Here is a 16,177-nt window from a genome sequence, read left to right as displayed (position 1 = left end):
TTTGGCTGTTAGACTCATAAAAAGTAACTTTGCCCAAATAAAGAAACTGGAAATCAGAATTGTTCTGGTTTTCTGATGTATGATTATCTACCTATACAACTATATAACATCTCGTTACGATGATAAAGATTACTTTTCCCGACAGCAGTGTTCGTGAATACGAAAATGGTGTTACGGGACTGCAGATAGCTGAAAGCATTTCTAGTCGTTTGGCTCAAGACGTTGTGTCATGTGGGGTCAATGGCAAGACCGTAGAACTCAACCGCCCAATCACAGAAGATGCAACTATCTCCCTTTATAAATGGGATGATGAAGAGGGTAAGCGAACTTTCTGGCATACTTCAGCACACCTGATGGCTGAAGCTCTGCAAGAACTCTACCCTGGTACACAATTTGGCATTGGTCCTGCTATTGAGAATGGTTTCTATTATGATGTTATGCCCCCTGAAGGCGTAACGATTCGTGAAGAAGACTTCGTGAAGATAGAAAAGAAGATGCTCGAATTATCTGCCAAGAAAGAAGCACTTGTTCGTCGTCCTATTTCCAAAAATGAGGCTCTCAAGTTCTTTGGTGATCGCGGTCAATTCTATAAGAACGAATTGATAGCAGATTTAGAAGATGGCAACATCACCACCTACACTCAAGGTTCATTTACCGATTTATGTCGCGGTCCTCACCTTATGACTACTGCGCCCATTAAAGCAGCCAAGGTCATGTCTGTAAGCTCTGCTTATTGGCGCGGAGATGAGAATCGACCTATGCTCACACGCGTTTACGGTATTACCTTCCCGAAAAAGAAGATGCTCGATGAATATCTGGCTCTCTTAGAAGAAGCCAAACGCCGTGACCACCGTAAAATCGGTAAGGAAATGGAACTCTTCATGTTTTCGGAACTAGTGGGTAAGGGTCTCCCTATGTGGCTACCCAAAGGTACAGCACTTCGTTTGCGCCTTGAAGACATTTTGAAGAACATCCAAAAACGATTTGGATACCAACAAGTGATGACGCCACATATTGGTTCTAAGAATCTTTATGTCACTTCAGGCCACTATGCAAAGTATGGCAAGGACTCTTACCAACCCATCACAACTCCAGAAGAGGGCGAAGAATACTTCCTCAAACCGATGAACTGCCCTCACCACTGTGCTATCTATTCTTGGAAGCCTCGCTCTTACAAAGATCTTCCTTTGCGTTTAGCAGAATTCGGAACAGTATATCGCTACGAACAAAGTGGAGAGCTACATGGTTTGACTCGTGTGCGCGGATTTACTCAAGATGATGCCCATATCTTCTGTCGTCCTGACCAAGTAAAACAAGAGTTTCTTAATGTGATGGACATTATCCTCATCATCTTTAAGGCACTTAAGTTCGAAAATTTTGAGGCGCAAATCTCACTTCGCCACCAAACAGATCGCGCTAAATATATTGGTTCTGAAGACAATTGGGAAAAAGCAGAACAGGCTATTATAGAAGCCTGTGAAGAGAAAGGTCTTAATGCTAAAATAGAATATGGCGAAGCTGCCTTCTACGGACCAAAACTCGACTTTATGGTAAAAGATGCTTTAGGTCGTCGTTGGCAATTAGGCACGATTCAAGTAGACTACAATCTACCAGAGCGTTTCCAACTTGAGTATACAGGCGAGGACAACAAAAAGCATCGCCCTGTAATGATTCACCGTGCTCCATTTGGCTCAATGGAACGCTTCGTTGCAGTACTCATTGAACACACTGCTGGTCACTTCCCACTTTGGCTAATGCCTGACCAAGCTGTAGTACTTCCTATTTCTGATAAGTTTAACGACTACGCGCGCGAAGTACGCGACCGTTTAGAAGCAGCGGAGGTACGGACTCTTGTGGACGATCGCAGTGAGAAAATTGGTCGAAAAATTCGTGATAATGAGATGAAGCACATCCCCTTCCTACTCGTAGTAGGCGAAAAAGAAGCTGCGGAAGGCACTGTCGCCGTACGAGTACAAGGTCAAGGTGGCGGACAGGAGGTGATGTCTATTGATGACTTCGCAGCACGTGTTCGTTCAGAGGTGGCGGAACAAATGGGCGAATACTAAGCCAAAAAAACAGTTCTTCTGAAGTTATCCCCCTAGAATTTGCGCCCTGTCCAGGATGTTGGATAGGGCGCTTAACTTTATGGCTCCCCCCGTAGTCGATCAATGGACTAATCATATAGTCTTCCCTATCTTAGCCCCCTTTCTCATATAAATTTCAACAAAACTCTTCTCCTATAACAATGTCTCAATATCCAAACGCTCCATCCCCCTCATATATCCTCGAAGAACGTCGCTTACGTGACAATCTGTCTTTGATAAATAGCATTGCGAAACGAGCTAGTGTAGAGTTTATTCTAGCTTTCAAGGCCTATGCGCTGTGGCGCACATTTCCTATCTTTCGTGAGTACATCCAACATACTACTGCCTCATCACCTTATGAAGCTCGTCTTGCTTTTGAAGAATTTGGTAGTCGTGCTCACACCTATACACCAGCCTACGAAGAAGAGACCTTTCAAGAAATGCTGCGCTGTTCCTCTGTGATTACTTTCAATTCTCTAAGTCAATATGAACGATTCCGTCCTTCTGTAGAAAAATGGAATACAACTCATGATATGTCTCAATCTGTATGTTGCGGATTACGCGTAAACCCAGAATACTCGGAGATTGAAACAGCTCTCTACGATCCTTGTGCTCCAGGCTCTCGCTTTGGTGTGCTTAGTACATCACTTCCTTCTCAATTACCCAAAGACATCAGAGGCTTCCATATTCATTGCCACTGCGAAAGTAGTAGTTATGCGTTTGAGAATACCTTAAAACACATAGAACAAAAATTTGCGAAATGGTTTGACCAACTAGAATGGATAAACTTTGGAGGGGGACATCTTGTGACACGTGCCGATTATAATGCAGAACATCTAATAGCCACTTTAATGGCTTTCAAAGCTCGATATCCTCATCTACGTGTAATAATGGAACCTGGCAGCGCATTTGCCTGGCAAACTGGACCTCTAGTAGCTAAGATTGTAGACATCGTATGCAATGCAGGAGTAAAAACAGCGCTTTTCAACGCCTCATTCACGTGTCACATGCCTGATTGCTTAGAGATGCCATACCACCCTCGTATTCGAGGAGCAGAAACTCTTACAGGTGGTGCGGAAGAAGGTTTTGAAACTGCAGAGTGTGTCTATAGACTCGGCGGAAATAGTTGTCTAAGCGGAGACTATATGGGCTATTGGCGTTTTGAACGACCGCTCAATGTGGGAGATGAAATCATTTTTGAAGATATGATCCACTACACTACGGTAAAAACGACCATGTTTAACGGCATTCACCACCCTGCAATATGCCTACAACGCCTTGACGGAAACCTAGAAATACTTCGTCAATTCAAGTATGAGGACTACCGTGATCGAATGGACTGATTTCCAGAGAAATCGACTTGATCCATTATATCGCCCCCTAAATAGATTCTTCCTCATGACATTTTACCAAAAGCTATTTACGAACCATTGGTTTCCTAATTCTTTTACCGCAGTTTAACGATGCTTTCTTATTTAGATCAAGATATCACCTATCTCAAGGGAGTGGGACCACATCGTGCCCAATTGTTTCAATCACAATTGGGGATAGAAACTGTGAGAGACTTACTGCACAACTATCCTTTTCGGCATGAGGATCGAACAAAAATTCATCGAATTGCAGACATTGTAGAAGGAATGCAGAACATTCAACTACGTGGTCGCATTCTTATGATTCAGAAAGTTGGTGAAGGCCCTAAACGTAGACTCATTGCTAACTTTGCTGATGGTACAGGTTTTATACAACTCGTTTGGTTTCGAGTGTCAAAAGCATTGGAAAACATGTATAAGGTTGGAGTTGATTATCAAGTTTTTGGTGAGCCTAAAACCTTTGGAAGCTATTTCTCTATAGCTCACCCAGAGATAGAAGAGCTGGAAAGAGTAAAAAATCGTCCTCTGCTACGCATGCAGCCTGTATATCACCTCACGGAACGACTGACACGAGCACACATTTCTTCCAAAACTTTGAGCGAACTTGTGGCTACAGCTCTAGAACGTATGCCAGCACCAATCCCAGAGGTATTCGCACCAGATTTTTTAGAGGAACATTGTTTGGTTACTCACGATCGAGCCATACGTGACATTCACCTTTCGCAAAAAGCGCAAGACATAGCAGATGCAAAGCGCAGATTAAAGTTTGAAGAGTTATTCTTTCTCCAGCTTTCGATACTACAATATCATCAAGCCCGAAAAACCAATCAAATTGGTTGGCAATTTTCGAGAGTAGGGAACTACTTTAACACATTCTATAAGGAACATATTCCTTTTGCTCTCACAGAAGCTCAGAAACGGGTAATTAAGGAAGTACATTCTGATTTGCGGAGTGGCCTACAAATGAATCGGCTTCTTCAAGGCGATGTGGGTTCTGGCAAAACCATGGTAGCTACTCTCATATGCTTACTAGCATTAGATAATGGTTTTCAGGCTGCCATCATGGCACCCACTGAAATTCTAGCAGAACAACACTATAAAGGTATCGCGGAACAACTTGTACCATTAGGCATTCGTGTAGAACTACTCACAGGAAATGTAAAGGGAAAACGGCGTAAAGAGATTTTAAATGAAGTAGCTACTGGTGGAATTCAACTTCTTATCGGCACGCACGCACTAATAGAACCTACTGTAATTTTTCATAATCTCGGACTATGCGTTGTTGACGAACAACATCGTTTTGGAGTGAAACAGCGAGCAGCATTGTGGGAAAAGAATAAAAGACCTCCACATATTCTTGTCATGACAGCCACTCCAATTCCACGAACATTAGCAATGACAGTGTATGGAGATTTGGACGTTAGCGTTATTGACCAGTTGCCACCTGGTCGAAAACCGATTCAGACCCAGCACTATCGCTCTGGACAACGGAAACAACTTTTTTCTGGTATCGTACGAGAACTACAGAAGGGAAGGCAAATCTACTTTGTATATCCGCTAATAGATGAAAACGAAAAGCTAGATCTCCTAGCACTTGAACAAGGCTATGAAGCAGTGACAGAAGCTTTTCACCCATGGAAGGTCGGACGCGTGCACGGACGTATGAAACCTGCAGACAAGGAAAAAGTAATGCGTTCATTTGCTAATAACGAAACACAAATACTCGTAGCCACTACCGTAATAGAAGTTGGAGTAAACGTACCTAATGCTTCGGTGATGATTATTGAAAATGCAGAACGTTTTGGTCTAGCCCAACTACATCAATTGCGAGGACGCGTGGGGCGAGGAGCAGAACAGAGCTACTGCATTCTCATGACTAAAGAGAATCTGGCAGAAGCTACTCGACAACGTATGGACATTATGGTTGAAACTAACGATGGCTTTGTAATTGCTGAAGCAGACATGAAGCTTCGTGGTCCAGGAGATTTAGAGGGCACCGCGCAAAGTGGCTTACCTTTTGACTTGCGGATTGCTAATCTTGTAGGAGATGCAGAGCTTATGTCAGAAGCAAGAGAAGCAGCTGCAAAAATTCTTCAACAAGATCCAGATCAGCAAAACCCCTTGTTCACCTCTATATGGGGAGAATTGAGAAGAATCAAACAACAACAGCGTAATTTCTCTGGCATTTCATAGACATTTGCAACAGCAAACCACAAAGAATCAAGACAATTCACACAAAGCTCGTACTGATGGAAATTGCGATTTTCACAATTAAGTATAGCGTTCATCTACAATAAAGAGAAATAATACTCGAAATACCAAGAAAACATTTGTTGTTTTTATAGAGAATGCCGACATTTGCCATACATCATACAAACTTCTAATAAATAAGCGATATGAGACGAATCCTATTTTCTATAATTCTTGCTATGGCAGGTCTTTCTGCTGCTGCAATGAACGCACGTGATGCTCGTGAATACGCCTATTTTTTGACTGATAAAATGGCGTACGAACTTAATCTGACGCCGCAACAATACGAACGAGTTTACGAAGTTAATCTAGACTACTTCTTAGCAGTTAATTCTCCTTATGATTTAGAACGTTATCAAGAATATCGTGATGATGACTTACACTATATTCTATCAGAACGTCAATTCTGGGATTACATCAATGCCAACTATTTTTCTCAACCCCTATCATGGGGAAGAGGTAATTGGGTAGTTAATATATACAATCGCTACAGTTACCGTAATAATTACTATTTTGGACGTCCTACGTGTTATGACAGCTACCATGGTTCCAATTGGGCTTTACGATTGACTAGAGATTACTCTCCGTACTTAGGCATTTCCTTTGACTTTAGATTAGGTGGCATGCGTGATTCATATGTACGATACTACAATACGCCCATCAATGTGCAACCATATCAACATGAACCTCTAATCATACTAGATGGTCGTTATGGAGGTAGTGTAAACAGAGGCTTCAGCAACCATAGGTATAGTTCGCATAGCAATGAATACTATGTTTCTCCTTCATCTCGTTTTTATGGAAATAGCATTAGAAACTATAGTGCCCCGCAACGACAAGTTGAAATATACGAAGGAAGACGTGGGATTTCAGAAAACAACCAAGAAACTTATGATTATGGTCGCGAGTATCGCAACTATGGTAACTATCAAGGGTACAACAACTCAGTTCCTAACAAAAGACAATCTAATTCTGTAAATGATGGAACTAGGTATGATTCAGGAAGGCGTGGTAGTAGTAATTTCTCTCAACCACAACGAGACTCTCGAAGCAACGGTTATGATTTGCCAGAGAAATCCAATAACGGAAGCACGAGAGAAGTTAACGGCACCATAATTGTGGGAGGCCGTCGATAGATTAACTTCTCCCTTGAAACTATCCATCCACAATCGACTCCACATAAAACATTGATATTATTGCTTTTTCATAGCTTAGGTGGCTACTCTATTATGGGGTAGTCGCCTTTTTCCTTTAATAGAAGATAGGATATAAGTCTCACTCATATTTGCTATATATAGCTTTATTGCGTATTTTTGCAGCAAATCAATTACATAACACCATGAAATTTAAATTTCACATACTGTGGGTTCTCTTATGTTGCTCACTAACGGTACTCAAGGCTACGGCTAAAGGTAATGATAATCGCTTCAATAAAGTTAGTTTTCTTTCTTTGTCGAAGCTAGAAGTGTCTAGAGATCAAGGTCTTTCTGGAGCTTTTAGTGGAAATATTGGTGGACAAGCTGTTATTGCTGGAGGGTGTAACTTTCCCAATACCCCAGCTTCAAACGGAGGTAAAAAAGTATTCTACAATCATATTTATAGCCTACTTGATAATCAATGGACTAGAATAGGAACATTGCCAACTAATTTAGCTTATGGTGTGAGCATCACCACCCAAGAAGGCATAGTGTGTATTGGGGGTAATGATGGGAAAAATAGCAGCGACAGGGTTTTCTTGCTTAAAAAAAAGGCAAAAGATAAGCTTAGTGTTACAACTACCCCACTCCCTTCTCTTCCTATTCCTCTAGATAACTTCTCAGGTGCAGCGGCTCCAGATGGAACGATCTATGTAGCCGGAGGCCAAAGCAATGGAGTTGCTTCACAATTGGCTTTTTCACTCAAAGCAGGAGAAAAAGAATGGAAAGAACTTCCTTCAATGCCAGACAATAGTCGTATCCAATCTACGGCTGTAGTACAAAATGGAGCAAATGGACCTCTTTTCTTGGTTATTGGTGGATATTCTGATATTACTAAGAAAGTGGCTTCACAAGGCTTAATCTATGACATAAAGAAATCCACATGGCATAAAACATCTCCTATTGTCAGTGATGGGAAGCCACTTGCTGTCGTAGGAGCAGCTAGTGTACCTAGCGGGAGTATGTTTGTAGTATGCTTCGGTGGAGTAAATAAAGACATTTTTGAGTCTGCTCTTCAAGGGCAATATGGTGATGATTACTTAAAACATTCACCTGAGTGGTATAGATTCAATCCTTCACTTCTTATATACAACACGATTACGGATGCCTGGGTGACAGAAACAAGTTCTCCTCTCCTTGCTCGTGCTGGCATGTCTGTGATCCCAATGAATAACCAATGGATGGTAGTCAGTGGTGAATCCAAACCTGGCATACGAGCTACTGACGTTACCATGGTAAAAATGGAAACACATAGTGAATTTGGTTGGCTTAACTGGACAGTTCTTATTGCTTATCTTCTCATGATGATAGCACTTGGCTACTATTTCATGAAGCGTGAAAATGGTACGGAAGATTTCTTTAAAGGAGGTGGTCGAATTCCTTGGTGGGCTGCAGGCATTAGTATCTATGCCACAATGCTCTCTGCTATTACATATATGGCTTATCCAGCCAAAGCTTTCGCCACAAACTGGACATATTATCCCATGCTTGTGACAATACTTATTGTATCCCTCCCTGTGATTCGTTATTATCTGCCATTTTTCCGCCGACTTAATGTTACCTCCGCCTACGAATATTTAGAGCATCGATTCAATGCTCCACTTCGACTAATGGCATCAGCTTTATTTATAATTTTTATGGTGGCACGTATGGCTCTTGTGCTATACCTTCCTTCATTAGCACTGACAGCTGTAACAGGCATTGACATATATATATGTATAGTGCTCATGGCACTCATCACTATAGTCTATTGTACGATGGGTGGTGTTGAGGCTGTTGTGTGGGGAGATGTTGTTCAAGGCATTATCCTTGTGGGAGGAGCCCTTTTAGCAATCGCATATTTAGTTTCTTCTACAGAAGGGGGCGCATCTGGGTTTCTAAGTATAGCATCTGAGAATGGAAAATTTCAACTCTTTGATTGGTCACTAGATTATAAAAGTGCCACTTTTTGGGTTGTCATTATAGGTGGAATGGCTAACAACTTGATTTCTTACACTTCTGACCAGACAGTAATTCAGCGATATCTTACGACTAAAGACGAGAAAGCAGCCAAGAATTCCATTTTGCTAAACGGAGTCATGAGCGTATTTGTGAGTATTGCTTTCTTTGCCATTGGTGCGGGACTATTTACATTTTTCAAAACACATCCTGCAGAAATGGACTACACCATGACCAAAAATGATATTATTTTTCCCTTCTTCATGATGAGTCAACTACCTGCTGGCATTGCAGGGCTGCTTATTGCTGCAATCTTTGCAGCAACTATGAGTACTATCTCAAGTAACATCAACTCTGTTGCAACGGCTTTCACTGTTGACTTCTACCAACGCTTCAAAAAGAATGCTTCTGATCGTCACATCTTACTGACAGCACGTTATTCAAGCCTCATTTCAGGGGTGTTTGGCATGCTTATTGCTCTACTTATGGCTACATGGGACATTCTTTCCTTATTAGACTTTTTCCAAGAAATACTTGGATTGCTCTCGTCAGGTTTAGGAGGATTGTTCTTAATGGGCATTTTCTTCCCTAGAATTGGAGCTAAATCAGCAACTATGGGTTTCTTAGCTGGCATAGTTTCCGTATTCCTAACCAAGAATCTCACTGAAACCTCATTCTTGTTGTATGGTGCAATAGGGATGACCATAAGTGTATTAGTAGCATGGATCATATCTTTCATTCTACAAGAAGAAAGATCTAGTCCCATGCTTACTTGGGCAGGAATGTCTAGACAACTATAAAGCCTCATTCTTCATCTGTTTGTCTTTAATCTCAAAAAGACGAGCATATAGGACAGATTACTTTTTTCATTATAAATACAATATATCATTATGGCAAACTTAGTTAACTCTCAACAGTTCAATGAACTCAAAGCACAAGACACTCTTCTCGTAGCTGACTTTTCCGCCACTTGGTGTGGCCCTTGTAAGGCACTCGCCCCTATCCTGGATGAGGTAGGTGTGGAAATGGCAGGAAAAGCCAATGTCGTAAAGATTGACGTAGATGAAAGTGAAGATCTTGCAATCGAGTTCGGAATTCGTTCTGTCCCTACTGTACTCTTCTTCAAAAATGGGCAAATTGTGGACAAGTTTGTTGGTGTTGTCCCTAAGGCTCAAATAGTAGAAAAAATCAACAATCAACTCTAATATTTCATTCTTCAACCGTCATGTTTGGAGGACTTGGGTCCTCCTACATGGCGGTTACTTTTAACTAGACTCTTGGAACTTCTATTCTGAAACAGATTAGTACCTACAAGGGCTATACTCATCTTACCAAATAATATGGCAGTACTTGATAACGAACTCTGGGCAGATGCAGAACATGATGCTGCTGTCATAGCTCATACAAAAAGCATTCTTTCACAAGAAATGAAGGAGAAGTTCAACGAAGAGCTACTCTACTATTTTCACGATGTATTAGAAGATTACCTTGCAGAAAGTGACATTCTCGAAGGCGAGCCTGATGCTGAGGGCTATGTAAATATTGATTTAGAAGAAATCGCTAATCACCTATTGCTACAAGCTAGAAAAGATAATATAGGAGAATTTACCACTGATGAGCTACTTCTTCTTGCAGAAGCAGAACTCTCTTATGGTGATGACTTTGAAGAATAATCACTATAAGTTTACTTGTCTTCAGTGCACTAATGATTATTCTCTATAAGGAAGATAAATAGTTAGTAAAGTATAGATTAAAAGCCACATGTGTCCTGCTTTTATCCGCAAAAAAAGGCCACAAAATTTTGTTTACACAAAGTATAATCGTAACTTTGTAGCAGAAAAAACAAGCTCCAATGGTTTCAACCATACTAGTGGCTTCTCAAAATTGATAATCACTATTTTAACTCATACAGTTATGATTAATTACAAAGACCTCGGCCTCGTGAACACTCGCGATATGTTCGCTCGTGCCGTAAAGGGTGGCTATGCAATCCCTGCTTTCAACTTCAACAACATGGAGCAGCTTCAAGCTATTATTAAGGCTGCTGCAACACAAAAGAGCCCCGTGATTCTTCAAGTTTCAAAGGGTGCTCGTGAATATGCAAATCAAACTCTTCTTCGCTATATGGCAGAAGGTGCTGTAGCATATGCAAAGGAGCTCGGTTGCGCTCATCCTGAAATTGTGCTTCACCTTGACCATGGTGATAGCTTTGAAACTTGCAAGAGCTGCATCGACATGGGCTTTAGCTCTGTGATGATTGACGCTTCTCATCTTCCCTTCGAAGAAAACATCGCTCTTTCTAAAAAGGTTGTTGACTACGCACACCAATTCGATGTAACAGTTGAAGCTGAACTCGGTGTTCTCGCAGGTGTTGAAGATGAAGTTTCTCACGCTGTATCACATTACACTAAGCCTGAAGAAGTAATCGAATTCGCACAACGCACTGGTTGCGATTCACTCGCTATTTCTATCGGTACTAGCCATGGTGCTTACAAGTTCACTCCTGAACAATGCACGCGCGATCCTAAGACTGGACGTCTCGTTCCTCCTCCCCTTGCCTTCGATATCCTCAAACAAATCGAAGAGAAACTTCCAGGATTCCCCATTGTACTTCACGGTTCTTCTTCAGTTCCCCAAGAAGAGGTTGACACTATCAACCAATTTGGTGGTAAGTTGCCTGATGCAGTAGGTATTCCTGAAGAGCAACTCCGTAAGGCCTCTGAATCTGCTGTATGCAAGATTAATATTGACTCAGACTCTCGCCTTGCTATGACTGCTGCTGTACGTAAAGTCTTTGCTGAAAAGCCTGCAGAATTCGACCCACGTAAGTATCTCGGTCCTGCTCGCGACAACATGCAAAAGCTTTATGAACACAAGATTGTAGAAGTTCTTGGTTCTAATAACAAGCTTGCACAGCTCGACTAAGCACACAATGGTAGACTATATCTACAAGCAATTAAAGCGGATGTGTCAAATATGACACATCCGCTTTTTTATACTTGTACAAAATACATCTTAAGAACTAGACATAAAAAGTACAGAGAACAAACTAAAGTTCAACCACAAAAAAATCCGCATCAAACTAAGTTGAATACGGATTTTCATAATGTGGGCGCTGACGGATTCGAACCGCCGACCCTCTGCTTGTAAGGCAGACGCTCTGAACCAGCTGAGCTAAGCGCCCTAAGGAGATTCCTTATTTGCATTGCAAAGTTACAAACTTCTAAGTAATCATCCAAATTTTTCTAGTACTTATTTGGATCAGCATCTGTCATAATCCATGAATGTAAGACGATGACCATAGCAAATGATACTATCGACACATAGAGTTGAAGCAAAAGCTTTACGAACATCATCAAACTCAGCCTCATCTCACAAATAAATCGTATCTTTGTACTTATATTTCAAACTCATTTATCCCACATAACTATGTTTTCAGGAATCGTAGAAAGCACTGCACGAGTAGTAAGCATTCAAAAAGACCAAGAGAATATTCACTTTACCCTCGAATGTGATTTTATTCAGGAACTAAAGATAGACCAAAGTATAGCTCACAATGGAGTTTGCCTTACAGTCGTTCATCTAACAGATAAACAGTATGTAGTGACTGCCATGAATGAAACACTCGAACGCAGTAATCTTGCTACTTGGACAATTGGTACAGAAGTAAATGTAGAAAGGTCAATGATGATGAATGGTCGTCTTGATGGACATATTGTACAAGGTCACGTAGATCAAGTTGCTATATGCATAGGCAAAGAGAATGAAGATGGTAGCTATCGGTTTACTTTTCAATATGAAACAAACAAAGAAATGGCACAGCGCGGCTATTTTTGTGTAGACAAAGGTAGTGTAACAATTAATGGAGTCAGTTTAACAGTCTGCAATCCCACTCAAAACACCTTCCAAGTCTGCATTATCCCTTATACCTATGACAACACTAACTTTCATAGTATAGAAGTAGGTACAAAGGTAAATATCGAATTCGATATCATAGGAAAGTATATAGCACGTATGCAGCAGCTTTCATAGAATGTGTACTCAAACCTCCATGATATAAGCCTACTACTGCCCATGCGAAAGAAAGAACTCTTTACCCAAGTACTCGATTATTTCGAGAAAACAATGGATGCAACAGAAACTGAACTTAATTTTCGCAACAATTTTGAATTGATTGTCGCTGTAGTTCTATCAGCCCAATGTACAGACAAGCGCATCAACCAAGTAACTCCATCCCTATTCAAGGACTATCCCACTCCCGCAGCCATGGCACTTGCCACTCCGGAAACTATTTTTGAATACATCAAATCTGTGAGTTATCCAAACAACAAGGCCAAACACTTGGTTGGGCTTGCTCAGAAGCTAGTTGCCAACTTTAACGGAGAAGTACCATCTACACTTGAAGAACTGACCTCCCTCCCTGGCGTAGGACGAAAAACAGCCAATGTTGTTCAGGCTGTAGCTTTTCACAAAGCTGCGCTTGCTGTTGACACTCACGTATTCCGTGTATCACATCGTCTTCGTCTTGTCCCAAAACGCTGCACCACACCTTATAGTGTAGAAATGGAATTAATGAAGTACATCCCCAAAGAGAAAGTTGCAGCAGGACACTATTGGCTTTTACTTCACGGACGCTACACTTGTTTGGCTAGAAAGCCTCTTTGTCAGAAGTGCGGACTTGCTCATCTCTGTCCCTCTATAGGTGACTATATTCAAGTAAAAGTGTAATTACAATTAAGGCTTTACCCACCAATCAAGGTCGGTAAAGCCTTTTTGCTTACCTAGAAACATTATTATCTACGCGATTTATTCATACTTCGCTTAATCCAAAGATAATAACCTGTGATAGGTAGTAATGCTCCCAATAAAGCAGCAAGGAACTGCAAAACTTTGGTAAGATAACCACCCCAGCTTCCAGTATGTACAGAATACACCCATCCCTTCACCTTTACCTTGGGTTTCGCTTCTGTATAGAATTCTACACCTAACACTTTTCCTGTTTCAGCATCATAGTTGTAAGTATTGGAAGCTCTGCCATTCCCTAAACTACCAAAAGTTGCAATGGCCTCTTCTTCATCAATGCTGATAGAAGTTGCATCTGGCTGACGATGGTAAACTTCATCATAGACTCTTTGCCACACTGAATAATTCACAGGGATTACTGCAAAGGGCTTTTCTTCTTTGTTTTTTTCATTATCTTTAGCAGCTACTTTTTTGGCTTCTGACTTCACGCCAAAGATACGATAGAAACCATCTCGATACCAATCAAATGACCAAGTTGGTCCAGTTAAAGCCATTATCAAGAGAAACATTGAAGCACATGCTCCACCTATGGTGTGAAAATCAAAAAAGAAACGCTTAAATCCTTGGCCAACATGAATACGCATACGTTTTCTTAATCCACGTACTGTCTTTGGCCACCAAACAATAAGTCCACTGACAATCACAAAGACAAACATTATGGTGCTCATTCCTACTATAAGTTTTCCCCACCATACATCCGTTTCATTGTCTGGTCTTTCACATAGAAGCCAACGATGTAGCTTAAGCATTGTCATAAAAAAAGGCATTCTCTGATCCATACCTAGCACCTCACCAGTGTATTGATCAATCATCATACCAGATTTTCGAGGTTGAGAGAGATTTACTCTATATGGACGTGATGGATTCTTAGACACTGTAATTCCTCTGATAGAGACGCTATCCTTTAGTTCAGGAACAACCCTATCTATCAGTTCAGCTAATGGTAACTTTTGCGTCTTCACTTCTTTCACATGATATCTATCATAGCGTATTAGCTCGGTGATTTCGCGTTCAAAAATCTGCATTGCTCCGGTAAAACAAATCAAGCTAATAATGATACCGAAAGGCATTGCAAGCCATAAATGGAGGCGTTTAAAGGACTTCTTCATTAAGAATTCTATTATGTCATTAATTACGAAAAAAGCAGAGCATTCCATCTGATCAGCTTTGATAGTGGATGAAACGCAAAGATACAAAGAAAACAAAACTCAAACAATCGCTACTTCTAGGTATTTTATTGGTTCTAATATAATAGCACTATCAAACAAGGATTAGAACTAGATAACTCAATAAAATGGCCTCAGAGAATCATAATGATTCATCAAAAAATGGGAGATACAAAACTATCTCCCACATATTTACCTTAATAGAAAAGAGCAACCAGGATGCTATGAACTTTTGATGAGTTGCAAAAACTCTTCACGTGTCTTTGCTTGTTCGAATGCTCCGCTGAAGGAGCTTGTCGTTGTACAAGAATGCTGCTTCTCAACACCTCTCATTTGCATACACATATGCTCAGCTTCCATTACAACCATTACTCCTTTGGGGTTAAGTGCTTCACGAATAGCCTCCATAATCTGTAATGTAAGTCGTTCTTGAACTTGGAGACGGTGAGAAAAAATATCTATTACCCGAGGTATTTTTGAGAGACCACAGATATGGCCATCGGGAATATAAGCCACATGTGCTTTCCCAAAAAATGGCAACAAATGATGCTCACATAAACTATAGAACTCTATGTCCTTAACTATCACCATTTGGTTATACTCTTCTCGGAATTTGGCACTATTAAGAATAGCAACTGGATCCATTGCATAACCACGAGTTAATGTTAGCATCGCTTTGGCCACACGCTCGGGCGTCTTAAGAAGCCCCTCTCTTTCCGGATTTTCTCCAAGAACCTCGAGAGTCTCACGATAATGATATTTCAATTTTTCAATACGTTCTTGATCCGTCATATCTAATTGGAGAACACATTAAATTACAATGAAGAAGAAAAGAAGCCCTACTAAAACCTCTCTAACAAAATATTAATAAGCTCGTAGTATCGGACTCTTCACAATGGCTGCCTCAGGAGAAAGACGCTTCTTTCTGATAAGCTTTACATAATGTTGAGCTTCTTCTCGAGTCAAAAAATCTCCTACACGGCAAACCCACCTAGGAGACTGGAAATGTATGTAAACAGAAAGCTCAGGAAAATGCCGTTGCACCTTAATTTTCATCTCCTGAGCTGAACGTTTTGCAGCACGATCATTTCCTCCTGTAAATACCTGAATACGATATCCTTGAGTACGATAACGAGGACGACTTGTATCTTTCAATGGATCACCTGCTTGACGATTCGTGCTAACAACAGCACTATCCGCTACATTCAAATGATAGGTTCCATTCGCATGCAAGGATTGTGCAGCCACAGAGAAGATACTCAATAACGAAGACAAGAAAAGAAGTTTCATCATTGGAAAGAATAAACAACTATAGTTCATGATAAAACATAACTACAGCAGAAAAAATCGACTCATTCTTCCTTCAAAGG

Annotated in this window: 13 protein-coding genes and 1 tRNA gene; 10 read left to right on the top strand and 4 right to left on the bottom strand. The window is 40.8% G+C overall.

Annotated features, from left to right (window positions below):
• The first annotated feature begins 119 nt into the window (after positions 1-119).
• From thrS to HMPREF9999_RS06310, 8 genes are all read left to right on the top strand, one after another.
• The gene (thrS, locus tag HMPREF9999_RS06345) at positions 120-2,066 is read left to right on the top strand and encodes a threonine--tRNA ligase (RefSeq protein WP_009437683.1); all 1,947 of its coding nucleotides are present in this window, start codon (positions 120-122) and stop codon (positions 2,064-2,066) included.
• A 179-nt stretch (positions 2,067-2,245) separates the two neighbouring features.
• The gene (gene nspC, locus HMPREF9999_RS06340) at positions 2,246-3,427 is read left to right on the top strand and encodes a carboxynorspermidine decarboxylase (protein ID WP_009437682.1); all 1,182 of its coding nucleotides are present in this window, start codon (positions 2,246-2,248) and stop codon (positions 3,425-3,427) included.
• A gap of 120 nt (positions 3,428-3,547) precedes the next feature.
• Positions 3,548-5,647 carry an ATP-dependent DNA helicase RecG gene (recG, locus tag HMPREF9999_RS06335; protein WP_009437681.1) on the top strand — a complete coding sequence of 700 codons (2,100 nt, stop codon included), beginning with the start codon at positions 3,548-3,550 and terminating at the stop codon, positions 5,645-5,647.
• A 203-nt stretch (positions 5,648-5,850) separates the two neighbouring features.
• Positions 5,851-6,840: a hypothetical protein gene (locus HMPREF9999_RS10465; protein WP_009437680.1), complete on the top strand. Its 990-nt coding sequence runs from the start codon at positions 5,851-5,853 to the stop codon at positions 6,838-6,840.
• Between the two features lie 149 nt (positions 6,841-6,989).
• Positions 6,990-9,638: a cyclically-permuted mutarotase family protein gene (locus HMPREF9999_RS06325; protein ID WP_232301286.1), complete on the top strand. Its 2,649-nt coding sequence runs from the start codon at positions 6,990-6,992 to the stop codon at positions 9,636-9,638.
• Between the two features lie 90 nt (positions 9,639-9,728).
• Positions 9,729-10,043: a thioredoxin gene (gene trxA / locus HMPREF9999_RS06320; protein WP_009437678.1), complete on the top strand. Its 315-nt coding sequence runs from the start codon at positions 9,729-9,731 to the stop codon at positions 10,041-10,043.
• A gap of 135 nt (positions 10,044-10,178) precedes the next feature.
• Positions 10,179-10,511: a hypothetical protein gene (locus HMPREF9999_RS06315; protein WP_009437677.1), complete on the top strand. Its 333-nt coding sequence runs from the start codon at positions 10,179-10,181 to the stop codon at positions 10,509-10,511.
• A gap of 241 nt (positions 10,512-10,752) precedes the next feature.
• Positions 10,753-11,763, top strand: coding sequence for a class II fructose-bisphosphate aldolase (locus HMPREF9999_RS06310; RefSeq protein WP_044063237.1), 1,011 nt, complete (start codon positions 10,753-10,755; stop codon positions 11,761-11,763).
• 184 nt (positions 11,764-11,947) lie between these two features.
• Here the strand turns inward: HMPREF9999_RS06310 and HMPREF9999_RS06305 are convergent.
• Positions 11,948-12,022: transfer RNA gene (locus HMPREF9999_RS06305), tRNA-Val, on the bottom strand.
• Between the two features lie 245 nt (positions 12,023-12,267).
• On the opposite strand from HMPREF9999_RS06305, the gene HMPREF9999_RS06300 reads away from it, so the two are divergent.
• Complete coding sequence (locus HMPREF9999_RS06300) at positions 12,268-12,870, top strand: riboflavin synthase (protein WP_009437675.1); 603 nt, start codon at positions 12,268-12,270, stop codon at positions 12,868-12,870.
• Positions 12,871-12,912: 42 nt separating this feature from the next.
• On the top strand, positions 12,913-13,566 hold the full coding sequence (nth, locus tag HMPREF9999_RS06295) for an endonuclease III (protein ID WP_009437674.1): 654 nt from the start codon (positions 12,913-12,915) through the stop codon (positions 13,564-13,566).
• A gap of 65 nt (positions 13,567-13,631) precedes the next feature.
• On the opposite strand, the gene HMPREF9999_RS06290 is transcribed toward nth, so the two are convergent.
• From HMPREF9999_RS06290 to HMPREF9999_RS09980, 3 genes are all read right to left on the bottom strand, one after another.
• Positions 13,632-14,750, bottom strand: coding sequence for a PepSY-associated TM helix domain-containing protein (locus tag HMPREF9999_RS06290; protein WP_044063316.1), 1,119 nt, complete (start codon positions 14,748-14,750; stop codon positions 13,632-13,634).
• Between the two features lie 279 nt (positions 14,751-15,029).
• The gene (gene folE, locus HMPREF9999_RS06285; protein ID WP_009437671.1) at positions 15,030-15,599 is read right to left on the bottom strand and encodes a GTP cyclohydrolase I FolE; all 570 of its coding nucleotides are present in this window, start codon (positions 15,597-15,599) and stop codon (positions 15,030-15,032) included.
• Between the two features lie 72 nt (positions 15,600-15,671).
• Positions 15,672-16,100 (bottom strand): SPOR domain-containing protein, encoded by a 429-nt coding sequence (locus tag HMPREF9999_RS09980; RefSeq protein ID WP_009437670.1) that lies wholly within the window; start codon positions 16,098-16,100, stop codon positions 15,672-15,674.
• Positions 16,101-16,177 lie beyond the last annotated feature (77 nt).

The sequence above is a fragment of the Alloprevotella sp. oral taxon 473 str. F0040 genome, from assembly GCF_000318095.2.
Lineage (GTDB): Bacteria > Bacteroidota > Bacteroidia > Bacteroidales > Bacteroidaceae > Alloprevotella.
This window is presented reverse-complemented; position numbering and strand designations above follow the sequence as displayed.